Source organism: Sphingomonas longa (genome assembly GCF_016892685.1).
Classification (GTDB): domain Bacteria; phylum Pseudomonadota; class Alphaproteobacteria; order Sphingomonadales; family Sphingomonadaceae; genus Sphingomonas; species Sphingomonas longa.
This window is the reverse complement of sequence record NZ_JAFEMC010000002.1, coordinates 401890-428486: the sequence shown is the minus strand read 5'-3', so window position 1 is coordinate 428486 and position 26597 is coordinate 401890. Positions and strand designations below refer to the sequence as shown.

Genomic DNA, 26597 nt, shown 5'->3' with positions numbered 1-26597 from the left:
GTACGCGGGTGGCTCTCGATGAGCTCAGCGCGCTCCGCCAACCGATCCCACCGCTCAGCAGATTGCAGCAACAAACGTTTGGCATTCGGCAGGGTCTGTACCTCGGCTGCGGCTCGATCGGCAGCGGCCAACGCGCGGAGTTCATTACTCGACGGTCCCATTGCCGCGCGCGTTTAGCCAGCCTGTGGATGCTCGTCTACTGCATCGGAAACGATCATCCGGTTGCCTCCCCGCGTGTAAGCCATTGATTTACATGACAGCGGATTGGGGGCCCGAACGGGCAACCAGCCTTGATATCGCTGGATTTTACGGCTCCACGGCGAAAGCACGAATCCGGCTAAGGCTCGATCCGTGTAGCAATGAATCAGTTCGGCCCTTGCGCGTTATCGGCGATGTCGCGTCCAGATGCTGTGATGATATCTTTGTAGCAGAAGTCATCCATACCATTATAGGCTGGAAGATTGACTATGGTTATCGTGACTTCTCGCGGCATCTTCTCGGTGTTGACCAAAACTTGGAAGGCGAATTCTGTTCGATGCCGTGGCGTACCCTCGAACACATCATGGTACTCCATCCATCCCCAGACGTAAAAAAACAGCGATCCGTTAGCGATTGCAATCAACGTATCTCGGAACAGTTCAACTGAATACGATGGTCGGAACATCGTCGGACCAACGACGCTACGGATCCCGTACCGATCCTTTACAACTTCTGGAAAGTCGAAATCCTTATGCAAAGGCTCGGGCCACAAGCGCCAATTTAAGTTTGATGCGGTATCGATTGCCGGCGTGTTACCCTCATTCGTCCAATGGACAGAAAGATCAATAGCCACGATCTCCCCTTCCGGACTCACGCGGCTTGTGACCATGTGCTTGGACTGAGTGATGTATGCTCGCTCGGTAAGCACTAGCGCGTCTTTACTTAGCTTGTTCTGCAAGCGGCTTGCTTCGGCCGACCCCTCGGCAGCGCGCAATGACCGCTCATTCCGGTCAGCCGCCTCGTATGCCTCGCGGCGGATGCGTCTGTTCTCCAGCATCGTCAGCCTGTTCGAGCGAGCAGCCTCCGCCGATGCAGCCTTAGCGTAAAGTGCAGCTGCAACCGCAGCCATCAGAGTTACAAACGCTATGACGCTCCCCAAGAGCCCCACCCAAAATGTGTTTCGCGTCCAAACTGCCGATAGCTCGGCAGCATCAGCTGCCTTCCACTGCGCGCACAAATCAGACGCCCGATTGTCTTGCCCCGCTTTGCAGGGTTTCAGATCGACGTGATCTGCGCCGGAGCTGGTGGTGGCAGTATCCCTCCATAATGGCCCAACCACTGCGGAGGTTGGCTTTTCCGGAACAGAGATAGCTTTAGCCGGTTTGGCGAGCGCTACCTCAGATCTGCGCTTCATCTCGACAGCCATGCTGTTCGATGAAATCAGCAGAAGCGTCCAGACAAGAAGATGCGGCGTGCGTAAAAGGAGCACTGCTCTGAATGTCATACGGGGCCAGTGTCCTCGCTCGATCTTAAAGGATCCGTCCGGATTCGCTATCGTGACGGAATTCAAACGATGCAATGTCGAAATGTCCCGGTGTCCTCCTGGACAGATCGATCTCGTTGTAAATCGCATGTAAATAGCTTCGGCAACTGATGGCAGAACGATATATAAGTGATCCGGGCGACGAGGTTCCGTCTTGCGATGCCCAACTCCTAAAGTACGCCGACGCAACGGGCTCAGGCTAACTTACGTTACTGGAAAGCTGATAAAGGAAGATCGGACGCCTTAATCGGCGCTTCTAAAAGACTGTCTACAAGACTTACATACTTAAGATAATCGTCACCGTTTGAAATAGCCATTAACTTGGCGCGATATCCGTCACTGAGTTTTCCTAGCAGCTGAAAAAGCTTTTCAATGTGGTCGTAATTCATCGGGTCGATGCCCTTTTGTCGTACCGCGGGACCGAAGTAACCAGAGGTGTGCCACTTCCTCGTAATTGGTAGAGCAACCAGGCCTATTATAGACGGAAGCAATCGAAATACGTGATAGATCGCAATCTTAAAACAAGATAATTTAACAGTGTGTTTAACAAAGCCGGGTATGTCAGGCGATTCACCGTCGCTGGCTAGAACCATTATAAAGAAATTCAATGCAGAAAAGCGTGGATCATAGGTACAAAGTGAGACTATCTGGTCGCGGGGGCGAGCCTCGAAATCAAACATTTTATGCGAAAGCTCGCCAGCCGCTGCCCCGGCCACAAAGACGCCGAGGCGACTTCTTGGACCTTCAACTAACATGTGACTTTCGAGGGTTTGCTGACCTTCCATGTTTAGCGTGCCGTGTATCGTCGTCGATCCGGTTGCAGATTTAAGATTAGGGTGGATAGTGATGTGACTTCCTTGCCCAATCAGCCTCTTACTGCCGTCACCGAGCTCTATCTCGTCACCGTGGCGTATGGATATATTGACCCGGCCCTTACTGCTGTCTGAAACGGAGAACAGGCACTTAGGAGTTTCATCCACTATTGCTGAAACGAAAATCTTCGGCTTGGTACCCATGCAACCCCTCCGGTGAACCGACACCTGTTCCAACCTTGCTGACGAGATGCCGCTCTGACGGCGCGGTAATCCGGCTCAACCAATCGTTTGACGTAGAGGGACCCGGCGGAGCGAAACGTTGGCTGCCTTCGCCCTACAGAACCGAAACGACAGCTTCAGATGAAATGCCTCAGCTAAAATGGCACATCGTCGTCTAAATCGTCTGCGAACCGGTTCGACGGCACCTTCGTTGAGGGACCGAACAGCGCCTTGGGCGGCGGAGCCAATCGAAGCTGTTCCTCATCTTCCTGAGCTTTGTCCAAGCCGATCAGGGAGACGATGAAGCTCACACCTGCGGGAATTTTTGGCGCAGCCGCGATCGCCCCTGCTGATCCACCGACCACTCCCATTATCGATGCGGCAATCGCCATTGTTCTCGCAAAGCTTAAACGCCGATGCTCTAGTTCTGCTAGAAGCTCATCTAACTTATCGTTTAGGGCCTGCTTTTTCGCATCAGAGAGACTGGCTTCTTCGATATAAACGCGCAGCTGTTCGACCTCTAACCTTATCTTCTCCCGTGTGACGGTACCAAGCTGGACCGAATGGGGCTTAGCGAGCAGATTATTGCGAAGCCGCGCCTTGACCAACATACCTGATAAAGCAACCTGCACTTTGCTATAGTCGCTTTCATTGTACGGCGCGGAAACGCCGGGCATGCCACGAATGTCTAAGGTATCGGCCAACGATAGAACTGTGGCGATAAAATGGGCTTTTACATCGTCAGCGAAATACCCCGCCTGAGAGTCATCTAGCATTCGCTGAAGGTTCTTTTGCGCAGCACGCGCTAGAAAGACGAACTTATCGGAATCTTCTTCTGGCGCGTTATCGAACGCCTCGTCAGGCAACAGATCGTAGTGCGACACCCGCGTCCCCCTTCAGCCGAGCGGCCTTGGTAGTGGGATTATGGAACGGCGCAAACAGGTCCTGCTGAAACGCTTCAAATGGATACGAACACGTCCGCCGGCCGATTGGCCGAGCGGGGGTGCCGTGCGTCAACACGGCAACCGACGAGCGTAGGACTCGTCACGCGCGGCTGGCCAGCCGCTAACGCCCCGCGCCTGTGCACCAGGCGGGGCTCCTGTGAGACCTGAAGAACATGGAGTCGAATCTTTCTGAAGTGCGGCCGGTCAGCCCGGCTGCTCCCTACATCGGTGGAAAGCGCAATCTGGCGCAGCGAGTCTGCTCGCTAATCCGGTCAACACCCCACCGCACATACGTCGAGCCATTCGTCGGCATGGGCGGTGTGTTTCTTCGCCGCGATCGCCGACCGCAATCCGAGGTGATCAACGACATATCCGGCGACGTGGCTGGCTTCTTCCGCATCCTCCAGCGCCACTATCAGGCGTTCATGGACATGCTCCGGTGGCAGATTACAAGCCGAGCGGAGTTCGAGCGGCTGATGGGACAGGACCCATCTACGCTCACGGATCTGGAGCGTGCCGCGCGCTTCCTCTACGTTCAGCGCTGCGCCTTTGGCGGCAAGGTGTCGGGCCGCGCCTTCGGTGTCAGCGTTCATAATCCGGGTCGGTTCGATGTTTCCAAGTTGGCAGCACAGCTTCCCGACATCCATGAGCGGCTTGCCGGCGTCATCATCGAACGGCTGCCTTATGCCGAGGTCATCGAACGCTATGACAGTCCCGAAACGCTGTTCTATCTCGACCCGCCATACTGGGCTTGCGAGACGGACTATGGACGGGGCGTGTTCGCTCGCGACGATTTCGATCGACTGGCGGACCAGCTAGAGAACATCCGCGGCCGCTTCATCCTTTCAATCAATGCGACGGAGGGATCGCGGCGGGTGTTCTCCCGCTTCAGATGTGACGAGGTGAGCACGACTTACACGATCGGGCAGAAGGCGGAGGGCAGCCGCGCTGACGCGGAGCTGATCGTGAAGAGTGAGGGAATCGACTGGACCGGCCCGCTGATCTGACGGCGCGGGTTATGGTGGCAACATCCAGTGCCTCTCGGCGAACTCATCCACATAGTGACCCGAGACGAGGCGCGATCCGCTGCGAACCAGCGGGAGCACGGGAATCTGTACGACGGCGTAGCGCTCGATGAGCGCGTCGAAGACGGTGAGTTCGGCGGCGTGGACGAGGTCCTCCGCATCGTGGAAAACGATGGCCTTCGGCATGTGCGGGCCAGCAGCGAGATCGCGCCACAGCGTGTTCAGGCAGTCGGCCTTGCTGGTCGGGCCGGGGCGCGTGCCTATTACCAGTCGTACCCGAGGGTCGTGCGTCGCGATCGTACGCGCAACCGAGATCGTGGCGGCGTCATTGGGATAGAGCCCGACATGGATGGCGAAATCGGCATGGCGGTAACGACGAAGCGCCGCCGTCAGCATATGGCCGATCACCGCTGCTTCGTCCCAGGCGGGCACGAACACGACGATGCGGCCCGGTTGTGTGGTGGGAGGTAGTGTCGCCAACCTCAACCGCGCAGGACCGCCCCGCCACGCACGGCGGACGAGGAATATGGCATCGACCAGCAGGTCGTCGATGCCGCCGATCAGCAGCCCGACGGCGGCGAACAGCGCCACTTCCCTGGCGATCAGATCAATACCGTCCAAAGCCTGCTTCATCCTTTCAGACGAAGTGGTAGCTTTGACCTGTGAAACTTACATTAGCAAACACGCTCACAGAACCAAATCTGCGACGGCGCGTTCAATCGTCGATCCCCCTCCCTTTCGGGATCGGTGCCGGTCCAAGCACGGCCCGGCCGCGCCGTCGCGTAACACGCGGCGCGGCCAAACCGGTTTTCAGCGATTTGAAATTTACGGGCCGGTGCGACCGCCGCCGGCACCGCCCGCTCCGCCGGGTCCGCCACCTGCAGCGCCGACCGTGCCGATGTTGCCGAACAGATCCTCGAAGAATCCGCGCTGGCGACCCAGCGTCGGCGTGGTCTTCCCGTAGGGATCGATCGAGGCGACCTGATCGATACCGGTACGCCGGATCGCGGTCACCGTGCCCGCCTGGTCGAAGCTGATCTGGAGCGCGATCTGCGACTTGGCCTTGGGCGACTGGAAGCCGTAATTGCGGCTGTCGCGCGCGATGTAGTACCAGTCGCCGGTGCCGAACTGGCCCGAGACCGTGGGCTTGCCCAGCACCTGCTGCACCGAGGCGCGGGTGTCGACGCCCGGCTGCACCGAGTTCACCAGATCGACGTCCACGACATAGCCCTGATGCGAGCGAAGCGGCGCGCAGGCGCCGGCGGCGAGGCCGGAGGCCAGGATCGCGGCGGCCAGAATGATCGGGCGGGACATGGACGGACAACTCCTCGCGGGGCACGCAGGTTACACGCGGCGCAGGTCGCGCGCCGAACGGCCCGCCCGCGATTGCTTCGGCCGCCAATCGCCCCGATATGCGAGGAGTGGGCGGCGCACAAGCCGCAGGGCAGAGTTGGGGACGAGACGAGTGGGTTGGTTGGCAAAGGTCGGCGCAATGCTGGGCGGCGGCACGCGAGACGAGGCATTACCCCTCTACAACGCGGTGGTCGCCCGTGCGCGGCAGCCGCACTGGTATGTCGAGGGCGCGGTGCCTGACACCGTCGACGGACGGTTCGACACGATCGCGGCGGTGCTGTCGATGGTGTTGATCCGGCTGGAGCGCGAACCCGCGGGCGCCGAGCCGTCCGCCCGCCTGACGGAGCGGTTCGTCGACGACATGGATGCGCAGCTTCGCCAGATCGGGATCGGCGACATCACCGTCGGCAAGCATATCGGCAAGATGATGGCCGCGCTCGGCGGCCGGCTGGGCGCGTACCGCGACACGGTGGCAGGGCCGCCGTTCGAGGAGGCGCTGGTCCGCAACCTGTATCGCGGCGAGGCCCCTGCCCCCGCCGCGCTGGCGCATGTCACGTTCGAACTGCGCGCGCTGCTCGACGGGCTGGGCGACGTGCCGATCGCGCGGATGCTGGCGGGAGAGTTAGCGTGAACCCCGAATGGAGCCGGCCGGAGCGGCTCGACACGATCGGCGAAGGTGATCGCACGATCGCGATCGAGGCGAACGAACCCGAACGGAGGAAGCTGGCCGGCCGGTTCGGGCTGGTGTCGGTCGATCGCCTGCAGGCCAAGTTCGTGGTCAAGCGGACAGCCGCAGGGATCGAGGCGAAAGGCCGCGTCACGGGCGCGGTGGTGCAGGCCTGCGCGATTACCGACGAGCCTCTGTCGGTCGCGATCGACGAGCCGGTGGCGCTGCTGTTCGTGGAGGGCGACACGTCGGAGGACGAGGTCGAATTGAGCGGCGACGCACTCGACACGGTCGAGATCGAGGGCAATGCGATCGATCTGGGGGAGGCCGCAGCCGAGACGATGGCGCTGGCGCTCGACCCCTTCCCCCGCGGGCCGAACGCGGCGGCAGCGTTGAAAGCGGCCGGCGTGATCGGCGAGGACGAAGCGAAGCCGCTCAGCCCATTAGCGGCCGGATTGATGGCGAAGCTGAAGGAGCGTGGCTGAGGGTCGTCTGTCGAGCGGCATAGCGACGGCGGCGTGGTAGCACCGGCCTGGTTGCATCCCGCGACTCGCCTCGGCGCGCCAGAATGTCCGTTCGCCGCAGCGCCCGCGAAAGACCATTCCACGGGCGCGCGTGCCGGATAAGGATCATGTCCGGCGGTGCGGGACCTTTTGAATACGATGAGCTTTTTTCGGGCTGCGGCCCTGGTTCTTTTAGTCGGCACGACGCTGACGGCATGCGGCTCAGGCTCGCGGCCGGGCAATAGCGGGCTGACCCCGGCGCGGCCCGAGCAACCGGTAGTATCGATCCCGGTGCCGCCGCCCGCGCCCCGCCCCGTGAGCACCGCACCCCGTGCGCTCCAGGCCGCGGTCGACTCGTTGATCCGTGGATTCGACGGTCGCGCGGGCGCGGCCGTGCGCGCGGTCGATGACGGCTGGACGGTGGAAGCGGGCGGACGTCAGCGCCTGCCGCAGCAATCCGTCTCGAAGCTTTGGGTGGCGATGACGCTGCTCGATCTGCGCGATCAGGGCCGGGCACGGCTGGACGAGCCGATCACCGTGCTGCCGACCGACCTGACGCTGTTCCACCAGCCTATCGCGTATCTGGTTGCGAAGACCGGCCGGTTCGACACCACGGTCGGGGGGCTGCTGACGCGGGCGCTGACGCAGAGCGACAACACGGCCAACGACCGGCTGCTGACCTTCGTCGGCGGGCCTTCGGCAGTGCGGGCGATGATCCAGCGCAAGCGGCTGGGGGATATTCGGTTCGGTCCGGGCGAGCGGATGTTGCAGGCGGGCACCGCCGGTCTCGTCTGGCAGCCCGGCTATGCGATCGGCAACGCGTTCCAGATCGCCCGGTCGCGCCTGTCGCCGGAGGCACGCACGGCGGCGCTCGATCGCTATATCGGCGATCCGCCCGATGGTGCCGCGCCGCTGGCGATCGCCGATGCGCTGGCGCGACTGGCGCGCGGCGAGATCCTGTCGGAGACGTCGACGCGGATCATGCTCGACACGATGGGTGCGTCGATCACCGGTCGCGCGCGCCTGCGCGCCGCGATCCCGCCGGGGTGGAAGATCAGCCACAAGACCGGCACCGGGCAGGATTACGGACGGCGCAACGCCGGGTTCAACGATGTCGGTCTGCTGACCGCGCCGGACGGACGCCGCTATGCGCTGGCGGTGATGATCGGCGATACGGTGCGGCCCATCCGGGAGCGGCAACAGCTGATCCAGGCCGTCGCGGCGGCGGTGACGACGTTCGCGAATACGTCGCCGGTCACGGGCGCGTCGGGAGTGACGCCGCTGGCACACTGAGGGTGCGGGAACGCTTGGTCCCGTCCGGCTAAGCCGCTACATCGGCGGCGATGCCCCATCTCTATCTCGTCGACGGCTCCGGCTATATCTTTCGCGCCTATCACCGGCTGCCGCCGCTGACCAACGTCCACGGCGAACCCGTGGGCGCGGTCTATGGCTATACGACGATGTTGTGGCGACTGGCCGACGAGGTCCATGCCGCGGACGGTCCGACCCACATGGCGGTCATCCTCGACAAATCGTCCAAGACGTTCCGCAACGAACTCTACGACAACTATAAGGCGCATCGGCCGCCGCCGCCCGAAGACCTCGTGCCGCAGTTTCCGATGATCCGCGACGCAACGCGCGCCTTCTCGCTGCCGTGCATCGAAACCGAAGGGCTTGAGGCGGACGACATCATCGCCTGCTACGCCAAGGCGGCGCTGGCGCAGGGATGGGCGGTGACGATCGTCAGCTCCGACAAGGATCTGATGCAGCTGATCGAGCCGGGGCTCGACATGTACGACACGATGAACAACCGGCGGCTGGGACCGGAGCATGTCGCGGAGAAATTCCACGGCATCGTGCCGTCGCAGCTCGGCGACGTCCTTGCCCTGATGGGCGACAGCGTCGACAACGTTCCGGGCGTGCCGGGGGTCGGGCCGAAAACGGCGGCGAAGCTGATCCTGGAGCATGGCGACCTCGAGTCCGTGCTTGCGGCCGCGGAGGGGATGAAGAAGGGGAAGCTGCGCGACAATCTGATCGAGCATGCCGATATGGCGCGCCTGAGCCGGCAGCTGGTCGAGCTACGCTGCGACGTGGCGCTGCCCGAGCCGCTGGAGGAGCTGGCGCTGAAGGGTATTCCGGATGCGCCGCTGCGCGCGTTCCTGGAGCATCACGGCTTCAAGTCGCTGCTGACCAAGCTCGGCGGCAGCGCCGGCGTGGCGGACGCCCCGGTGCCCGCCCCGGCCAGCGTGCCGATGGAAGATGATCCTGCCTGCGACCACGACGCGTACGAGACGGTGGTGGACGAGGCGGCGCTGGATCGCTGGATCGCGGTCGCGCGGCATCAGGGCTGGATCGCGATCGACACGGAAACGACGGGGACCGACGCCACGCAGGCCGATCTGGTCGGCGTGTCGCTGGCGCTGCATCCGAACCTCGCCTGTTACATTCCGCTGGGACATGGCGGCAGCGATTTGCTGTCGGAGGTGCCGGTGCAGCTGGACCGAAGCATCGCGCTCGCGAAGCTGAAGGAGCTGTTCGAGGACCCGTCGGTCCTGAAGATCGGGCATAACCTGAAGTTCGACATGATCGTGCTCGGGCTATGTGCCGAGGTCGGCGGCATCGCCGTCGCCCCTCATGACGACACGATCGTGATGAGCTTCGACCTCGACGCCGGCCTGCACGGGCACGGGATGGACGAACTCGCCGCCACGCATCTGTCGCACAGCTGCATCGCGTTCAAGGACGTGGTCGGCACCGGCAAAACGCAGCGCGGCTTCCACGAGGTCGATCTGAAGGCCGCCACCCGCTACGCCGCCGAGGATGCGGACGTGACGTACCGGCTGTGGAAGCGCTTCAAGGCGCGGCTGCCGGCGGAGGGCGCGACGCGGGTCTACGAGATGGTCGACCGGCCACTGGTACCGGTGATCGCGCGGATGGAAACCCACGGCATCCGCGTCGATCGCGAGAAGCTGGCGGCGCTGTCGTCGGAGTTCACGGGCCAGATCGCGGCGCTGGAAACCGAGGTCCACGCGATGGCCGGCGGGCCGTTCACGATCGGCAGCCCCAAGCAACTGGGCGACGTGCTGTTCGAGCGGCTGGGCCTGAAGGGCGGACGCAAGGGCAAGTCCGGCGTGTACTCAACCGATGTCACCGAACTCGAACGCCTCCAGCGTGAGGGCGGAGAAGGCGCCGAGATCGTCGGCAAGGTACTCGACTGGCGACAGCTGACGAAGCTGAAGAACACCTACACCGACGCGCTTCAGCAGCAGATCAACCCGAAGACGGGACGCGTCCACACCTCGTACAGCCTGACGGGTGCGCAGACCGGACGGCTGTCCTCGACCGAACCGAACCTGCAGAATATCCCGATCCGCACCGAGGTCGGTCGCCAGATCCGCGACGCGTTCGTGGCGGAGCCGGGCAACGTCATCCTCGCGGCGGACTATTCGCAGATCGAGTTGCGGCTGGCGGCGCATATGGCGGATGTGCCGGCGCTGCGCGATGCGTTCGCTAACGGCGACGACATCCATTCGCTGACCGCGACCGAGCTGTTCGGGGAGGTCAATCGCGACACGCGGTCCCGTGCGAAGACGATCAACTTTGCGATCCTGTACGGTATCAGCCGCTGGGGTTTGGCGGGGCGGTTGCAGGTGACCGCGGACGAAGCGCAGGCGATGATCGACCGCTATTTCGAGCGGTTTCCGGGCATCAACCGCTACATCGCGGAAACACTGACGCAAGTGCGCGAGCGCGGCTTCACCGAGACGCTGTTCGGTCGCAAGACCCACTTCCCGCGGATCAAGTCCAAGGTACAGCACGAGCGCCAGGGGGCGGAGCGGGCCGCGATCAACGCTCCCATCCAGGGCACGTCCGCAGACATCATCAAGCGCGCGATGGTGCGGATGGAGCCGGCACTGGCTGCCGCCGGGCTGGGCCATGTTCGGATGCTGTTGCAGGTGCACGACGAACTGGTGTTTGAGTTGCCGCCCACCGACGTGGGGGCGGCGAGTGCGGTGATCCGAAGCGTGATGGAAAACGCCGCGACTCCAGCGGTGACCCTGACGGTCCCGTTGGGCGTGGAGATCGGCACGGGTGCGAGTTGGGGGGCGGCGCATTGATCGCGTCCTCACTCCTCCCCGCCCGATGAGCGATTCCAAGGACATCGATGCGCTCGCCAAGGGAGGCCGGACGAACATCGCCGGCTTCATCCTGCGACTGCTGGCGCGCATCCCGTTCCTGTTCATCGCCGGGCGCTTCTACGGGCCCGAGCTTGTCGGACGGTTCGCGATCGCGGTCGTCGTGGTGGAACTGGCGGCGCTGCTTGCAACGCTGGGGTTGAAGCGTGGGCTGGCGCAGGCGTTGAGCGAGGCGGACCGGCCGCATGCGCATGTCGTGTGGGACGGCATGGCGCTGGCGTTCTTCCTGTCCATCACCGCCAGCCTCGTGCTGTGGACCTTCCCGCAGCTGCTCTATCCGAACACGCCGATCACCGGGCTGGACCGCTGGCTGTCGCTGATCGTCGTGGCGATCGCGTGGTCGGATGTCAGCCTTGCCGCGCTCGCCTATCGCCTGAACGTCAAGGCGGCAGTGACGGCGCGGGCGGTGGTGGAGCCGTGGACGATCTCGGTCGCGGCGTACGTTTTTTCGTTCTTCACGATCCGCGACGGGCTGGTCTTGTCCTACGTCGCGTCGATGACGGCCGCGCTGGTCGCCAGCATCGTGCCGTTCCTGCGCAGCTATGGCCTGCCGCATGGCTGGCGACCGCAGTTGCGGCGCCTGGGCGGGCTGGTGCGGGCCAACGCGCCGTTGGCGGGGGCGGATGCGCTGGAATGGGGATCGCGCAACGTCGACCGCTTCATCCTCGGCCTGCTGTTCGCGCCGTCGGTCGTCGGCATCTACTACATGGCGCAGCAGGTGAGCAGCTTGCCGCAGAAGCTCAAGACCAGCTTCGATCCCGTGCTCGGTCCGGTCATCACGCGGGCACTGGCGGAGAACGACCGGGCTGCGATCGCACGGCAGGTGCGGCAGGTGGCGTTCTGGATCATGGCGGCGCAGGGGCTGCTGGCGCTGATGGGGTCGATTCCGGGCGAGGCGGTGATGGGCATCGTCGGGCCGCAGTTCGTGACGGGCACCGCGGCGCTGGCGTTCCTGCTCGTTGGAGAGGTGTTCGCGTCGACGGGCGCGGTCTGCGAGTCGGCATTGGTCTATACCGCGCGGCACCGGAACCTGCTGATCTCCGGCGTGATGCTGGGCTTTCAGGTCGCGCTGTCGTTCGCGCTGGTGGCGGGCATGCGCTCGCTGGGGTGGCCGACGACGTGGCAGGCGGCGGGGCCGGCGATGGCGCTGATGACCAGTCTGGGCCTGACGTCGGTCATCAAGGCAGGGCTGTTGCGGCACATTCTGGGCGCGGCGGTGTCGCCGCTGCGGTGGCCGCTGGTCTGGGCGGTCGCGGCGGCCGGAGCGGTCGGGGCGGCGTTTACCGCCCTGCCGAAGGAAATGGAGTGGGCGGAACTGCTGATCGGCGAGCCCGCCATCGCCGCGACCTACCTGTTCGTGTTGTGGCGCTATGCGTTCGGGCCGGCGGACCGGGCGTTGTTCGGCAGCGTGCCGAAGGCGGAGGAGGCGACGCTGCCGAATGTGGGGGCGCCGGTCCGGTGATGGGGTACGCTTCGCCGTTAGCGACGTCGCCAAGGTTCCACCCCACCCCAACCCTCCCCTGAAGGGGAGGGAGAAGAAGATTATCGTTCGCGCGTGGCGGCGAACTTCACCTTGGAATAGCGGTCGGCGATGTAGCCGACCTCCCACGCGCTCTTGGCGAGGAAGACGGGGTTGCCGTCGCGGTCCTTGGCCATCGCGCTGCGGTTGAGGTCGGTGAAGTCCTTGAGATCGGATGCTTCCACCGCGGATACCCAGCGGGCCGTTTCGAACGGAGCGGGTTCCAGTCCGGCTGCGACCTTATACTCCGCATCTAGCCGCGACAGCAGCACTTCGAGCTGAAGCTGGCCGACGACGCCGATGATCCAGTTCGAACCGATCTCCGGGTAGAAAACCTGCGTCACGCCCTCTTCGGCCATGTCGTCCAGCGCCTTGCGTAGCTGCTTGGTCTTGGTCGGGTCCTTCAGGACGACGCGGCGCAGGATTTCGGGGGCGAAGTTCGGAAGGCCGGTGAAGCGCACGTCGGCGCGTTCGGACAGCGTGTCGCCGACGCGCAGCGTGCCGTGGTTGGGGATGCCGATGATGTCGCCGGGAAAGGCCTCGTCCGCGAGTTCGCGGTTCTGCGCGAAGAACAGGATCGGCGAATGGATCGCGAGCGGCTTGCCGCTGCCCGACGGGGTCAGCTTCATGCCGCGCTTGAAGGTGCCCGAACACAGCCGCATGAACGCAATGCGGTCGCGGTGGTTGGGGTCCATGTTCGCCTGCACCTTGAACACGAAGCCGGTGACTTCCGGATTGTCGGGCGCGACCGGAGCCGGCTCGGCCGGCTGGGTGCGCGGTGGCGGCGCGTGCTCGGCCAGCGCACCGATCAGCTCGGCGACGCCGAAGTCCTTGAGCGCGGAGCCGAAATAGACCGGCGTCAGGTCGCCGTTGCGATACGCCTCTGCGTCGAACTCGGCATAGCCCGCCTGCGCCAGCTCGATCTCTTCGGTCCAGCGTTCGGACAGGACAGGCGCGTCCTCGGTCTTGCCGAGAAAGGCGCGGCTGTCGCCTTCGGGGCGGCTGATGCGGTTGGTCGTCAGGTCGAGTACGCCCTCGAACTCCCCCCCCATGCCGACCGGCCAGCTCATCGGGCAAACATCGAGCGCGAGCATGTCGGCGATCTCGTCGAGCAGCTCGAAGATCGGGCGGCCTTCGCGATCGACCTTGTTGACGAAGGTGATGATCGGCACGCTGCGCAGGCGGCACACCTCGAACAGCTTGCGCGTCTGCGGCTCTATGCCCTTCGCCGCGTCGATGACCATCACGGCCGAATCGACGGCGGTCAGCGTGCGGTAGGTATCCTCCGAAAAGTCTTCGTGGCCCGGCGTGTCGAGCAGGTTGAAGGTGATGCCCTCGCGCTCGAACGTCATCACCGACGAGGTGACGGAGATGCCGCGCTGCTGTTCGATCTTCATCCAGTCCGACCGGGCGCGCCGGTTCTGGCCGCGCGCCTTTACCTCGCCGGCCAAGTGGATGGCGCCGCCGAAATAAAGCAGCTTTTCGGTCAGCGTCGTCTTGCCCGCGTCGGGGTGAGAAATGATCGCGAAGGTACGGCGGGGGGAGGACATTTTCAGAATCCGAGGCGCGGAAGGTTAGGCTAAGGTTAGTCCAACGCGACGTTTCGACTGCCGGCGCGGGCAGGCGTGGTGCGACGTCGCGATGGGTTCGCGAGCGCCCTATCGCAGATCAGGCGGCTGTAGGACAGGGCCGCGGGCTATGGCACCAGCGTGACGCTCATCGTCATGACCTTGGTATCGCCGGGAGCGACCTCGAACACGCCGGGCTTGTCCTTGTAGTCGCCGGCGAAACCAGCGGGATCGGCGATGCCGTGCCACGGTTCGACGCAGACGAACGATGCGCCGGGCATTGTCCAGATACCGAGCCGCGGCGTCTCCGGAAAGGCGATGCGCAGATGCGGGCCGGTAGCGGCTCCATAAGCGACCGACCCGGACGCGACCGGGTTCCAGACCAGCGCGTCGTCGGCGAACAGCGCATCGGCGAGGTGGAGCGTGCGACCGTCGAGCGGACTAGGGCGCGGTTCGGCGGCGATCAGGCCGTCCGGGGTGATCGCGGCGAGATCGGGCGCCTCGTCGCGGTCGAAGGCGATGCGGTGGTCGGCGCGGGGCTGATCGAAGGGAAGCGGCCATGCGAAGGCTGGGTGGAAGCCGAACTGGGCCAGAAGCGGCGTGTCGGCGGGATTGGTGACGCGCGCTTCCGTGGTGAGTGTCGCACCGTCGAGGCGGAATTCGACATCGAGCCGGAAGACGAAGGGGTAAGCGGCGCGGGTTTCCGGCGTGTCGGTCAGGGTGAAGACGACATGCGACGGACCCCGATCGGTGACGGCGAAGGTCAGGTCGCGGGCGAAGCCGTGCTTGGACATCGGATAGTCGGTGCCGTCGACGCGGATCGTGCCGTTCGCGGTCTTGCCGATCGCTGGGAACAGCAGCGGTGCGTGGCGTGGCCAGAACGCCGGATCGGCGGCGGTCATCAGCTCGCGGTCGTCCGCGTCGCGCAAGTGGGTGAGCTCCGCGCCGTGCGGGTTGATCGCGGCGGACAGGTGGTCGTTGGCGATCTCGATCATGTCAGTATGCTCCAAGCGTCCTCACCCTTCCGTCGCTGCGCTTCTCCTCCCTCTCCCACAGGGAGATGGACAGGACGCTTCCTCACACGCGCAGGCTTGCGCCCTGTTTCGCGGCCGCGGCCACGACCTTATCGGCGATCGCCTTCAGGTCGGCATCGGTGAAGCTCTTGTCGCCCGGTTGCAGTACGACCTCCACCGCGACCGACTTCTCGCCGTCGCGTTCGAACACGTCGAAGACGCGGGCGGCGACGATCGCGGCCTTGTCCGCACCACGGACGGCGCGGATCAGGCTGTCGGCGGTCAGCGTCGGCGGTACGAGGAACGCAAAGTCGCGACGCACCGGCTGGAGCGCGGGCGGCGCATAGGCCGGGCGCATGAAGCCGGAGCCGCGCTTGACGGGGAGTGCGTCGAGATAGAGTTCAACGCCGGCGACCGCGCCGTCGAGGTCGAACGCCTTGAGCAGGGCGGGATGCAGCATCCCGAACCGCGCGAGGATTGTCTTCGGCCCGAGGCGCAGCGTGCCCGACTGGCCGGGATGCCATGCGGCCCCCGCCTCCCCCATCACCTGAAGATTGTCGACCGGTGCGCCGGCGGCGGCGAGCAGCGCCAGCGCCTCCGCCTTGGCATCATAGGCGTCGAACGCTCCGGCCTTGCCCGTCCGCCAGCCGCGGGTCAAACGATCGCCGGCCAGCACGACACCGAGCGTCGGATGCTCGCCCGCGGCCAGATAGCGGCGACCGATCTCGAACAGGCGCACCGTGCCGGCGCCGCGGCGGAGGTTGCGTTCCGTGGCCGACAGGATGCCGGGCAACAGCGAGGGACGCATCACCTTCAGCTCCTCGCTGATCGGGTTGGCGAGCGTCCAGTCGCCGCCGCCGAACGGCGCGGCCTGCGCGGTGGAGATGAAGCTCCACGTTACCGCCTCGTCGAGCCCGCGCGCCGCGGCGGCGCGGCGGACACGGCGTTCCAGCTTCTGTTCCGGCGTGGCGGTGGGCGTGGCGACGCCGGGCGTGCGCGGCAACGGCACCGGCGCGACCTTGTCGATCCCCTCGATCCGGATGACTTCCTCGACGATGTCGGCGGGGCCGTCCACGTCGCGACGCCATGTGGGTGGCGTCACCTGCCAGTCGTCGCCGACGGTGAAGCCGAGCAATTCGAGGATGCTACGCTGGCGGGCGGGATCGATCGCGAGGCCGCCGAGCGTCTGCGCCAGGGCCGGATCATACGTGTACGTGCGGGTGCCAAGCGGCGCTTCGCCGGCGCGCGTGACGGTGCTGGCGGTGCCGCCGCACAGGTCGAGCACCAGCCGTGTCGCGATGGCGAGACCGTCGTCGAGGAAGGCGGGATCGACGCCACGCTCGAATCGCTGGCGCGCGTCGGAGGTCAGCATCAGCGCCTGACCCGTGCGGGCGATCGCGTCGGGGTCGAAGAAGGCGCATTCGATGACGACGTCCGTGGTGTCGTGCGACACGCCCGAATGCTCTCCGCCCATGATGCCGCCGATGTCGTGCACCGCGACGTCGTCGGCGATGACGGTCATGCCCTCCGACAGCGTGTACGTCTTGCCGTTGAGCGCGACGACCTGCTCGCCCGCGCGCGCCGGGCGTGCAACGAGGCCACCGGACAGTTTAGCGCGGTCGTAGACGTGCAGGGGCCGGCCGAGGTCGATCATCACATAATTGGTGATGTCGACCAGCGCGCTGATCGGCTTCTGGCCGATCGCAGTCAGGCGGCGGCGCATCCAGTCGGGGGACTCGCCATTGACGACGCCGGCCACGCCCTGCGCAAAGAAGGCGGGGCAGCCCGGCGCGTCGGTGCGGACATCCGGGCCGGGGCCGTCGCCGGGGATGCTGGGCACGGTCAGCGGCCTGAGCGTGCCGAGCCCGACCGCGGCGAGATCGCGGGCGATGCCGCGGACGCCCATGCAATCCTGACGATTGGGGGTGATCGACACGTCGATGACGGGATCGGTCAGGCCGGCATAATCGGCATAGCTCTCGCCCACCGGAGCGTCGGCGGGCAGTTCGATGATACCGTCATGCCCCTCCCCGATCTCCAGTTCGCGCGCGGAGCACATCATGCCGTTCGACTCGACGCCGCGGATGGCGGCGACCTTGAGCGTGATGCCGGCACCGGGAACATGCGTGCCGGGAGCGCCGAACACGCCGATCAGGCCGGCGCGGGCGTTGGGCGCGCCGCAAACGACCTGAAGCGGACCGTCGCCGGCATCGACCGACAGCACCTGCAGCTTGTCCGCCTGCGGATGGCGTTCGGCGCTGAGGATGCGGGCGACGCGGAACGGGGCCAGCGTGTCGCCGGGATTGTGAACGCCCTCCACCTCCAGTCCAATGCGGGTCAGCGCATCGACCACCTGATCGAGCGTGGCGTCGGTGTCGAGATGCTCGCGGAGCCAGCCGAGCGTGAACTTCATGCGCCGACTCCTCCGGACAGCGTGGGAACGTCGAGCGCGGAGAAGCCGTAATGCTTCAGCCAGCGGATATCGCCGTCGAAAAAGGCGCGGAGATCGTCCATGCCGTATTTGAGCATCGCCAGCCGATCGATGCCGCAACCGAACGCGAAACCCTGCCACTCGGCGGGATCGAGGCCGCAGGCTTCGATCACCTTTGGGTGGACCATGCCGCTGCCGAGCACCTCGAGCCAGCCGCCGTCCTTGTCGTCGCCGGAGCCGCCGATGACGCGCTTGCCCTTCACGAGCGAGTAGCCGACATCGATCTCCGCCGAGGGTTCGGTGAAGGGGAAGTAGCTGGGTCGCAGGCGCAGGACGATGTCGTCACGCTCGAAGAACGCCTTCAGGAACGTCTCCAACGTCCATTTCAGATGGCCGAGCGTGATGCCCTTGTCGATCACCAGCCCCTCGACCTGATGGAACATCGGCGTGTGGGTGGCGTCGCTGTCGGAGCGATAGGTGCGGCCGGGCGCGATGATGCGGATCGGCGGCTTCTGTGACAGCATCGTGCGGATTTGCACCGGGGAGGTGTGGGTGCGCAGAACCGAGATCGTCTCGCGCTCGTCTGCCAGGCCGAGATGCTTCAACGCCTGGGCACCTTCCAAATAGAAGGTATCGTGCATGGCGCGGGCGGGATGCGTCTCGGGAATATTGAGGGCGGAGAAGTTGTGCCAGTCCGTCTCCATTTCCGGCCCGGTGGCTACGGCGAAGCCGAGGTCGGCGAAGATTTCCGCGAGTTCGTCCATCACCTGACTGACGGGGTGGATCGTGCCCGACAGCGGCGCATCCGCGGGCAGCGTCATGTCCAGCGTCTCGCTGGCGAGGCGGGCGTCGAGCGCGGCGGCCTCCAGCGCGGCCTTGCGGTCGGCAATCGCCGTGGTCACGGCTTCGCGCAGAGACTGGATGCGCGGTCCTTCGACCTGTCGCTGTTCCGGGCTCATGCCGCCCAGCGTCTTGAGCAGCTGCGTGATCCGGCCCTGCTTACCAAGCGCGTCGACGCGTACGGCGTCGAGCGCCTCCAGCCCCGCGGAGGCGGCGACGGCGGCGAGCATGTTGTCGCGCATGGGGTCGAGTTCGGTCATCTGGTTCATCCCGGCCACCCTGCGCGCGCGACGACGGGTCGGCAACAGGATCGGCATCAAACGTACAAAGCAATCGGTCCTGACGGCGCCTCTACCGGCGTCGGCCGCAAACGAAAAGGGCGCCGGTGTCGCCACCAGCGCCCCTTCGGGATCGATCGCGGGCGATCAGGCGATCGCGGCGACATCCCGGCGGCGCTGGCGCAGCGAGCCACCGATAAAGCCGAAGCCCAGGATCATCAGGCCCCAGGTCGCTGGCTCCGGCACCGCGCCGGATACGGCGACGTTGTCGAGAATCGGACCGAACGCGGTGTTCGTGGTCGAGAGGAAGGACAGCGTGGTCGACGTGCCGGACGCCACGAACGAGTAGGTGAAGCTGGTGTAATCGATGTTCGGGCGCGTGCTGGCGGGTGCGGAGAAGCTGCCGAGCACACCACCCGTCGCGAGCACATCGAGCGTCTTCGTCGCCGGGCCGCTGTCGCCGTTGCCGCCGAGATCGAACGACACCGTGTAGGCACGGCCCGCGACCGTGTCGAAGGTCTGCGAGATGCTGCCGGCGACGCCACCCGACATGTCGATGCTACGGACGCCGTTCGAGGCATTCCAGTAGTTGCCGACATAATCGATCGAGCCGCTGTCGATGAACCAGCCGGCGATCGCCGTGGAGCCCGCCTCAAGCTGCGTGAACGCGCCCGGATCGAAGTTCGCGGTTTCGAAGCTGCCGTTCGTGAAAGCCTGCGCATCGGCAACGGCGGGCAAAGCGACGGTCGTGGCCAGAGCCAACAGAAAAGCCTTCATGACATCATCCCCTCTTCACATGACGTCGGCCGAAACGGGCGAGTTCATGCCGTGATCTTAACGGCGTATTTACCGGATCGCGGGGTATTTCACAATTGCAGGTGCGGCCAGCCCAAGTCACTGACCTTACAAGATAACTGCTGACACGAGTCCTGAAACGAGACGGGGGCGGAGCGTCGTTCACGCTCCGCCCCCGTCGATGTCGTGCGAGTCGCGAGCGGTACCGCAGGGCACCGTCCGCGATCCGGATCAGGCCGCGGCCTGCTCCGGCAGGGCTGCCTTCGCCTGCGCGATGATGGCGCTGAACGCAGCCTCTTCGTGCATAGCGATGTCGGCCAGGACCTTCCGGTCGAGTTCGATGCCCGCCAGCTTCAGGCCGTGCATGAACTGCGAATAGGTCAGACCCTCGGCGCGGACGCCGGCGTTGATGCGCTGGATCCACAGACCACGGAACGTCCGCTTCTTAACCTTGCGGTCGCGATACGCATACTGGCCAGCCTTTTCGACGGCCTGACGCGCGATGCGGATCGTGTTCTTGCGACGGCCATAATAGCCCTTCGCCTGTTCCAGGATATTCTTGTGCTTGGCGCGGGTGGTTACACCCCGTTTGACGCGTGCCATTCTCTAAATCCTTCCGCTCAGCCGAGACCGTAGGGAGCCCAGGCCTTCACCGCAGCGGTGTCGGCCTTCGCCAGCACCTTGGTGCCGCGGTTCTGGCGGATGTACTTGCCGTTGTGGTGCAACAGGCGGTGGCGCTTGCCGGCGACGCCGTGCTTCAACAGGCCGGTGGCGGTGAGCTTGAAGCGCTTCTTCACGCCGCTCTTGGTCTTGAGCTTGGGCATTTTCTTCCTTTCAAATGGGCGATGCATCGGACAGCCGCGGCAGCCCTTGTGGCCGGGCCGTCTTCACGCGCATCGCTCGGTGAAGCGGGGCCGTTAGACGAGCCGACGCCGAATTGCAACCGACGCGTCGGTGCAAACCCGAGCGACCGATGCGGAACCGCAACGGTATGTGGAGCGTCGGGCGGCGATGGAGATGACGGCCGACCAGACCCCAGCGCCGCCCCCGCCGGCCGAGCCCGGCATGCATGATCCGGAGGCTGGTCGGCGCAAGCGACGCATCCTGTGGCGGGTGTTGGGCGGCATCGTCGTTGCGCTGTTCGCGGTGTGGCTCGTGCTGTTCGTCACCAAGGGCCGGTTTCTGAAAAGCACGTTCGAGAGTTTTGTCGGAGGACAGACGCACCGCAAGGTCACGGTCGGTGGCGACTTCCAGCTGTATTTCGCGCCGTTTCGCATCAAGTTCTACGCCGAAGATTTCCGCATCGCGAACCCGGAATGGGCGAGCAGGCCCGACCTGTTCGTGGCGAAGCGGATCGACACCCGCATCGCGCCGCTGTCGCTGCTGTTCGGCAAGCGGCGGATGTATTGGCTGGATCTGGCCGACGGCTCTGCCGATCTGGAGTGGAATGCGGCGCATACCGCCAACACCTGGACCTTCGACGGCAAGAAGGGCGGCAAGCCGCTGGAGTTCCCACGGATCGATGTCGCGACGGTGCGCGGAACGACGGTGCGCTATGTCGATCCGCGGATGCGCGTGCTCGCGGACCTGAAGCTGGAGGACATCACCTCCACCGATGCGCGCATCGGCAAGGCGGTGGGGGTGACCGGCAAGGGCCGCATCCGCGACACCCCGTTCACGCTCGTCGCGCAACTCCTGTCACCGGACGCCACCGCCAATCGCGGGCAGAACAAGCTCACCGGTCGCATCCGCGCGGCGGGCAATGTCGTCGATGTGGCAGGCACCCTGCCCTCGATCGCCGATATCGAGAACGTGCCGCTGCAAGTCGCGGCGCGCGGACGTAACATGTCGGAACTGCTAGGCATCATCGGCGTCGCGATCCCGAACACGCGCACCTATCGCCTGCGCGGGCAGATGGTGAAGGACGGCGATGTCTACACCTTCACGCGCATCCGCGGCGTTGCCGGCAAGACCGATCTGGCCGGCAAGCTGACGATCACCAACGGCGAACGCGTGCATCTCGATTCGGTGCTGACCACGAAGAGCCTTGACATCGTCGATGCCGCGCCCTTCATCGGCTACAATCCCGATATCGTCGAGGCGAAGGGTGCGGTCGCCGCCGCCGCCGCAACGGGCGCAGCGCCGCAGCGTATCCTGCCCGAGGCCGCGCTGCCGGTGGAGACGATGCGGGCGTTCGACGCGGACCTGAAATGGACGATCGGCGTCGTGCGGTCGCGCAACCTGCCGATCTCCAACATCGATCTGACGCTGGACCTGGAACGCGGTCGGCTGGCGCTGTCGCCGCTGACGTTCGCGATGGCGCGCGGCAACGTGGCGTCGGACACGGTGTTCGACACGCGCCAGCGGCCGAGCGCGGTCACCTACGACATCCGGCTCGCGCCGACCCCGATGGGGAGGCTGCTGAAGGGATATGGTCTTGCGGAATCGGGAACGACCGGCACGATCAAGGGGCGTATCCAGTTGGCCGGACGCGGCGACTCGGTGCATGATTCGCTGGCGACGTCGCAGGGGCGCATCGCCTTCGTGATGCCGCAAGGGACGTTGTGGACGCGCAACGTGCAGCTCGCCGAGCTGGATCTCGGTACTTTCGTGCAGAAGATGTTCGAGGGGAAGCTGGAGAAGCCGGTGGAGGTCAATTGCGGGCTGCTGGCGTTCACCGTGCGCAACGGTATCGCGGCCGCCGACCCGATCCTGATCGATACGTCGAAGAACGTGATCCTGGGGCGCGGCGGCTTCAGTTTCCGGACCGAGGCGATGGATCTGGCGTTCCGCGCCGACGGGAAGAAGTTCTCGTTGTTCTCAGGTCAGTCGCCGGTCGGGTTGAAGGGGTATTTCTCCAAGCCGTCGCTGGACATCATCAGCGATCAGTTGATGGGCCGCGCAGGCATCGGCCTGGGCCTGTCGCTGGTGGCGACGCCGCTGGCTGGGGTGCTGGCGTTCGTCGATGTCGGCGACGCGAAGTCCGCAGCGTGTGGCCCGATCCTCTCGGGCGCGCGCGCGAGCCAGCAGCGCACGACCAAGGGCGAGAAACGCGACGATGTCGGCAACGGCACGACCGCGACGGCCGAGGACGGGAAGACCGGCGCCGGGCAGAAGAAGGACCAGCGGAAGAAGTTTCTGGGGATTTTCTGAGATGGAGCACCGTGGATGCCCGGACGAGCGCGGCATAACGGGGGTAGGACGGTGCGCTAGCTCTGCTTCGCACCGGCGATGCGCGACTTGTTCGCGGACTGGTCCGGCCTGCTATACCGTAAAGCGATCACCGCCCGAAGGATGCGCCCGATGTTCCTGTTCAACGGTCTGGAAAGCCACCCGCGGTCGTTCGTCAAGGCGGTGTCTTGGCGGACGGTGGGGTCGATCGACACGTTCCTGCTGGGGCTGTTCTTCTCCGGCGGCGATGCGAAGCTGGCAGGGTCGATCGCCGGAACGGAAGTGGTGACCAAGATCGCGCTGTTCTATTTCCACGAGCGCGCATGGTCGCTGGTGCGGTGGGGCCATCGCCGCGCGCCTGACGAGTCCGGCGAGGGCGCTCCTGCCGTACCTGTAACCTGACCTATGACGGTTTCTGTTGCAAAGCAGCGTGGCTACCGCCCATCTAGGGACAGTGCTGCGCCAATATGAACTGGTCGATCGAGTTCTCGACTACGATCCCGACGCCGACGAGGCGTTGCTGAACCGCGCCTATGTCTTCTCCATGCACGCGCATGGATCGCAGAAGCGGGCGTCCGGGGACCCGTATTTCAGCCACCCGATCGAAGTTGCTGGTATCCTGACCGACCTGCGGCTGGACGACGAGACGATCGCCACGGCGATCCTGCATGATACGGTCGAGGATACGGTCGCTACGCCGGAAGAAATCGAGCGGCTGTTCGGTCCCAACGTCGCGCGGCTGGTCGACGGTGTGACGAAGCTGTCGAAGATCGAGGCGCAGACCGACAACGAGCGTGCCGCCGAAAACCTGCGCAAGTTTTTGCTGGCGATGTCGGACGATATCCGGGTGCTGCTGGTGAAGCTGGCCGACCGGCTGCACAACATGCGGACGCTGCACCACATCTCCAAACCGGAGAAGCGGCGGCGGATCGCCAAGGAAACGATGGATATCTATGCCCCCCTCGCCGAGCGGGTGGGCATGTACGAGTTCATGAAGGAGATGCAGACGCTCGCCTTCCAACAGCTCGAACCGGAAGCGTATGAGAGCATCACGCGGCGGCTGGAGCAGCTGAAGATCGGCGGCGGCGACCGTATCGCGCGGATCGCATCCGGGCTGAAACTGCTGCTGAGCCGCGCCGGGATCGAAGCGGACGTGTCGGGGCGCGAGAAGCACCCCTATTCGATCTTCCGCAAGATGAACGAACGACACATCAGTTTCGAGCAGCTGTCGGACGTGATGGCGTTCCGCGCGCTCGTGCCGACGGTGGAGGATTGCTACCGCGCGCTGGGCGTGATCCACCAGCGCTGGCCGGCGGTGCCAGGGCGGTTCAAGGATTATATCTCCACGCCCAAGCGCAACGGCTATCGGTCGTTGCACACGACGATCATCACCGCCGAGCAGACGCGCGTCGAAATCCAGATCCGGACGCCGGACATGCATGCCGAGGCGGACTTCGGGCTTGCCGCGCACTGGAGCTACAAACAGGCGTCGAAGCCGGACAAGCAGGTGAGCTGGATCCGCGATCTGGTCGAGATCCTCGACACGGCGGACAGTCCGGAAGAGCTGCTCGAACATACCAAGATGGCGATGTACCAGGATCGCATCTTCGCCTTCACACCAAAGGGCGAGCTGATCCAGTTGCCCAAGGGATCGACGCCGATCGACTTCGCCTATGCGGTGCATACCGATCTGGGCGATCAGGCGGTCGGCGCGAAGATCAACGGTCGCGTCGTGCCGCTGTCGACGGTAATCGAGAATGGCGATCAGGTGCAGATCCTGCGCTCTGCCGGCCAGCAGCCGCAGGCGGCGTGGTTGAACGTGGCGACCACGGGCAAGGCGCTGGCGGCGATCCGGCGACACCTGCGCCAGACCGAACGCAGCGAGCAGATCGACCTCGGCCGACAGTTGTACAACGACATCGTCGAACGGCTGCCGGCGCAACTGGCGGCGGATGCGCTGAAACATGCGTTGAAGCGCCTGAAGCTGTCCGACGAGCCGGCGTTGATGGTGGCGATCGCGCGGCGGACGCTGTCGGATGCGGCGGTCATGGAAGCGCTGATGCCCGGATCGGCGGGCGCGGACGTGGCGGCGCTGGCACCGCAAGCGACGGCGATCTCGATCAAGGGGTTGCGGCCGGGCGTCGCCTACGAACTGGCGCATTGCTGCCACCCGATCCCGGGCGACCGCATCGTGGGGTTGCGGCGGCCGGATGCGGGGATCGAGGTCCACGCGATCGACTGCGCGGTGCTGACGGAGCTGGCCGACCGCTCCGACGAGGAGACGGACTGGGTCGATGTGGCGTGGGGCGACGCGACCGAGGGTGCGGTCGCGCGCATCCAGGTGACGGTGCGCAACGAGCCGGGTGCGCTGGGCGTGCTGGCGACGGTGATCGGGCAGCACAAGGCCAACATCATCAACCTGCGCCTCGACACGCGCGATACGCGGTTCCACACCAACGTCATCGATGTGGAGGTGCATGACGTGCATCAGTTGATGCGCTTGCTGGCGGCGCTACGCGCGATCGATGCGGTGAATGCGGTGGAGCGGGTCTAGGGATTTTTCCGCGGGGCGCTTTCGGAGAGCGCCCTACTCCGTCGCGTCGCAGCGAGGATCATTGCGAAGTGGCTGGGCGGCCTTTCACCCAGTGATCCCCCGGCAAAGGCCTCGGTCCAGTCGAGTAGCGCTCTCCGTCGATTACCGCCGACATAGCGACTGGACCCCGGCCTTCGCCGGGGTGGCAGAAGAGAGTTTTTCAACAACCCGAACAGGGGGCCGTTCCGGCTAGCGGTGTGCGCCTCCGATAGAGATCCCAGCTTTCGCTGGGATGACGGATCGGCTTACCAGAGCACGCCCTTTTCGGGGGTCAATGGCTCGGGCGGAGTATCGCCGATCGACTCGAGCAGGTCGATCTCGATCGTGCGACACATCGCGTTCAGCGGCACGTCGTGGATCGTGTCGGCGAACGGGTCGACGAGATCGTCGCCGATCTGGAGCACGGCGAGGAACATCAGGCCGGCGATCGTCGAGCCGATCGGCGTCGCGAAGCCCAGCGTCTCGACCAGCCCGATCGGCAGCAGCACGCAGAACAGCTTGGTGAAGAAGTTCGGGAAGAAGCGGTACTGGTTCGGCAGTGGCGTGTTCTTGATCCGCTCCATCCCGCCCTGCGCGTTGGCGATATCGATCAGCACGCTTTCGAGGCTGGTCTGCTGGATGGTGTCGATCCAGCCTTGCCGGCGCGCCTCGTCGATGCGGCGGCCAGTGCCGTCGAGGATGCCGTTGGCGGTGTTGACACGCGCCAGCGAGGGCGACGCCTCCCCCTGCGACAGGAACTTCAGCACCACTTCGTCGCGCGGGTGCTTGCGCAACTGGCAGCGCAACGCGTTCACATAGGCGATCTGGCGGAGCACGATCGTGCGCTTCAGATCGTGCGCCTCCGGATCGGGCAGGAAGTTGCGCGCACCACGGGCGAGATTGCGTGATGCGTTGATCATCGCTCCCCACAGGATGCGACCCTCCCACCAGCGCTGGTACGCGGAATTGTCGCGGAAACCGAGGAACAGCGCGAGCGCGGAGCCGAACAGCGTCAGCGGCAGGGACGGCGCCTTGAACGGCAACAGGAAGTACGTGACGGTGACGATGCAGTCCCACACGAACAGGCCGAGCAGCGGCTTCCAGACCTCGGCAACGATACGTTTCAGGCGGGGGGTGGCGTCGACGATCAAGCGGTTTTCCTTTCA

The 26597-nt window shown here is 64.9% G+C and carries 22 protein-coding genes; 9 read left to right on the top strand and 13 right to left on the bottom strand.

Features of this window, described 5'->3' with window-relative positions:
• Window positions 1-364: 364 nt before the first annotated feature.
• From ILT43_RS08065 to ILT43_RS08055, 3 genes are all read right to left on the bottom strand, one after another.
• The gene (locus ILT43_RS08065) at window positions 365-1483 is read right to left on the bottom strand and encodes a hypothetical protein (RefSeq protein ID WP_204198019.1); all 1119 of its coding nucleotides are present in this window, start codon (window positions 1481-1483) and stop codon (window positions 365-367) included.
• Between the two features lie 248 nt (window positions 1484-1731).
• Window positions 1732-2538 (bottom strand): hypothetical protein, encoded by an 807-nt coding sequence (locus ILT43_RS08060; protein ID WP_204198017.1) that lies wholly within the window; start codon window positions 2536-2538, stop codon window positions 1732-1734.
• Between the two features lie 173 nt (window positions 2539-2711).
• Window positions 2712-3440 (bottom strand): hypothetical protein, encoded by a 729-nt coding sequence (locus ILT43_RS08055; RefSeq protein ID WP_204198016.1) that lies wholly within the window; start codon window positions 3438-3440, stop codon window positions 2712-2714.
• A 233-nt stretch (window positions 3441-3673) separates the two neighbouring features.
• Between ILT43_RS08055 and ILT43_RS08050 the strand changes: the two genes are divergently transcribed.
• The gene (locus tag ILT43_RS08050; protein WP_204198015.1) at window positions 3674-4507 is read left to right on the top strand and encodes a DNA adenine methylase; all 834 of its coding nucleotides are present in this window, start codon (window positions 3674-3676) and stop codon (window positions 4505-4507) included.
• A 9-nt stretch (window positions 4508-4516) separates the two neighbouring features.
• On the opposite strand, the gene ILT43_RS08045 is transcribed toward ILT43_RS08050, so the two are convergent.
• Together ILT43_RS08045 and ILT43_RS08040 are read right to left on the bottom strand one after the other, a co-directional pair.
• Window positions 4517-5158: a glycosyltransferase gene (locus ILT43_RS08045; protein ID WP_204198006.1), complete on the bottom strand. Its 642-nt coding sequence runs from the start codon at window positions 5156-5158 to the stop codon at window positions 4517-4519.
• 192 nt (window positions 5159-5350) lie between these two features.
• The gene (locus ILT43_RS08040; protein WP_204197995.1) at window positions 5351-5839 is read right to left on the bottom strand and encodes an outer membrane protein assembly factor BamE; all 489 of its coding nucleotides are present in this window, start codon (window positions 5837-5839) and stop codon (window positions 5351-5353) included.
• A gap of 178 nt (window positions 5840-6017) precedes the next feature.
• Here ILT43_RS08040 and ILT43_RS08035 point away from each other — a divergent pair, with 178 nt between their 5' ends.
• The 5 genes from ILT43_RS08035 (at window position 6018) to ILT43_RS08015 (ending at window position 12706) form a co-directional block, all read left to right on the top strand.
• Window positions 6018-6509 (top strand): ubiquinol-cytochrome C chaperone family protein, encoded by a 492-nt coding sequence (locus tag ILT43_RS08035; protein WP_239474386.1) that lies wholly within the window; start codon window positions 6018-6020, stop codon window positions 6507-6509.
• Window positions 6506-7030 carry a YceD family protein gene (locus tag ILT43_RS08030; protein ID WP_204197987.1) on the top strand — a complete coding sequence of 175 codons (525 nt, stop codon included), beginning with the start codon at window positions 6506-6508 and terminating at the stop codon, window positions 7028-7030. Before ILT43_RS08035 ends, ILT43_RS08030 begins: the two co-directional genes overlap by 4 nt.
• A 177-nt stretch (window positions 7031-7207) precedes the next feature.
• The gene (locus tag ILT43_RS08025; RefSeq protein WP_239474226.1) at window positions 7208-8341 is read left to right on the top strand and encodes a serine hydrolase; all 1134 of its coding nucleotides are present in this window, start codon (window positions 7208-7210) and stop codon (window positions 8339-8341) included.
• Between the two features lie 50 nt (window positions 8342-8391).
• Window positions 8392-11166, top strand: coding sequence for a DNA polymerase I (polA, locus tag ILT43_RS08020; RefSeq protein WP_204197972.1), 2775 nt, complete (start codon window positions 8392-8394; stop codon window positions 11164-11166).
• Between the two features lie 25 nt (window positions 11167-11191).
• Window positions 11192-12706 (top strand): lipopolysaccharide biosynthesis protein, encoded by a 1515-nt coding sequence (locus ILT43_RS08015; RefSeq protein WP_204197960.1) that lies wholly within the window; start codon window positions 11192-11194, stop codon window positions 12704-12706.
• An 80-nt stretch (window positions 12707-12786) separates the two neighbouring features.
• On the opposite strand, the gene ILT43_RS08010 is transcribed toward ILT43_RS08015, so the two are convergent.
• The 7 genes from ILT43_RS08010 to rpmI all read right to left on the bottom strand — a co-directional run bounded on the left by ILT43_RS08010 (window position 12787) and on the right by rpmI (window position 20512).
• Window positions 12787-14313, bottom strand: coding sequence for a peptide chain release factor 3 (locus tag ILT43_RS08010; protein ID WP_204197956.1), 1527 nt, complete (start codon window positions 14311-14313; stop codon window positions 12787-12789).
• 146 nt (window positions 14314-14459) lie between these two features.
• Window positions 14460-15326, bottom strand: a complete 867-nt coding sequence (locus ILT43_RS08005) for an aldose 1-epimerase family protein (protein ID WP_204197952.1) — start codon at window positions 15324-15326, stop codon at window positions 14460-14462.
• Between the two features lie 82 nt (window positions 15327-15408).
• Window positions 15409-17757: a phenylalanine--tRNA ligase subunit beta gene (pheT, locus tag ILT43_RS08000; protein WP_204197943.1), complete on the bottom strand. Its 2349-nt coding sequence runs from the start codon at window positions 17755-17757 to the stop codon at window positions 15409-15411.
• Window positions 17754-18857 carry a phenylalanine--tRNA ligase subunit alpha gene (gene pheS, locus ILT43_RS07995; protein WP_425530292.1) on the bottom strand — a complete coding sequence of 368 codons (1104 nt, stop codon included), beginning with the start codon at window positions 18855-18857 and terminating at the stop codon, window positions 17754-17756. Before pheS ends, pheT begins: the two co-directional genes overlap by 4 nt.
• 183 nt (window positions 18858-19040) lie before the next feature.
• Window positions 19041-19670: a choice-of-anchor C family PEP-CTERM protein gene (locus ILT43_RS07990; protein ID WP_204198778.1), complete on the bottom strand. Its 630-nt coding sequence runs from the start codon at window positions 19668-19670 to the stop codon at window positions 19041-19043.
• Window positions 19671-19919: 249 nt separating this feature from the next.
• Window positions 19920-20291 carry a 50S ribosomal protein L20 gene (gene rplT, locus ILT43_RS07985; RefSeq protein ID WP_204197937.1) on the bottom strand — a complete coding sequence of 124 codons (372 nt, stop codon included), beginning with the start codon at window positions 20289-20291 and terminating at the stop codon, window positions 19920-19922.
• Between the two features lie 17 nt (window positions 20292-20308).
• The gene (gene rpmI / locus ILT43_RS07980; RefSeq protein WP_055841668.1) at window positions 20309-20512 is read right to left on the bottom strand and encodes a 50S ribosomal protein L35; all 204 of its coding nucleotides are present in this window, start codon (window positions 20510-20512) and stop codon (window positions 20309-20311) included.
• Between the two features lie 241 nt (window positions 20513-20753).
• Here rpmI and ILT43_RS07975 point away from each other — a divergent pair, with 241 nt between their 5' ends.
• From ILT43_RS07975 to ILT43_RS07965, 3 genes are all read left to right on the top strand, one after another.
• The gene (locus tag ILT43_RS07975; RefSeq protein ID WP_239474384.1) at window positions 20754-22841 is read left to right on the top strand and encodes an AsmA family protein; all 2088 of its coding nucleotides are present in this window, start codon (window positions 20754-20756) and stop codon (window positions 22839-22841) included.
• Window positions 22842-22919: 78 nt separating this feature from the next.
• On the top strand, window positions 22920-23261 hold the full coding sequence (locus ILT43_RS07970) for a DUF2061 domain-containing protein (RefSeq protein WP_204197887.1): 342 nt from the start codon (window positions 22920-22922) through the stop codon (window positions 23259-23261).
• A 52-nt stretch (window positions 23262-23313) separates the two neighbouring features.
• Window positions 23314-25413: a RelA/SpoT family protein gene (locus ILT43_RS07965; RefSeq protein ID WP_204197874.1), complete on the top strand. Its 2100-nt coding sequence runs from the start codon at window positions 23314-23316 to the stop codon at window positions 25411-25413.
• A gap of 284 nt (window positions 25414-25697) precedes the next feature.
• Here ILT43_RS07965 and ILT43_RS07960 read toward each other — a convergent pair whose 3' ends face one another.
• Window positions 25698-26582: a bestrophin family protein gene (locus tag ILT43_RS07960; RefSeq protein WP_204197872.1), complete on the bottom strand. Its 885-nt coding sequence runs from the start codon at window positions 26580-26582 to the stop codon at window positions 25698-25700.
• Window positions 26583-26597: the final 15 nt, after the last annotated feature.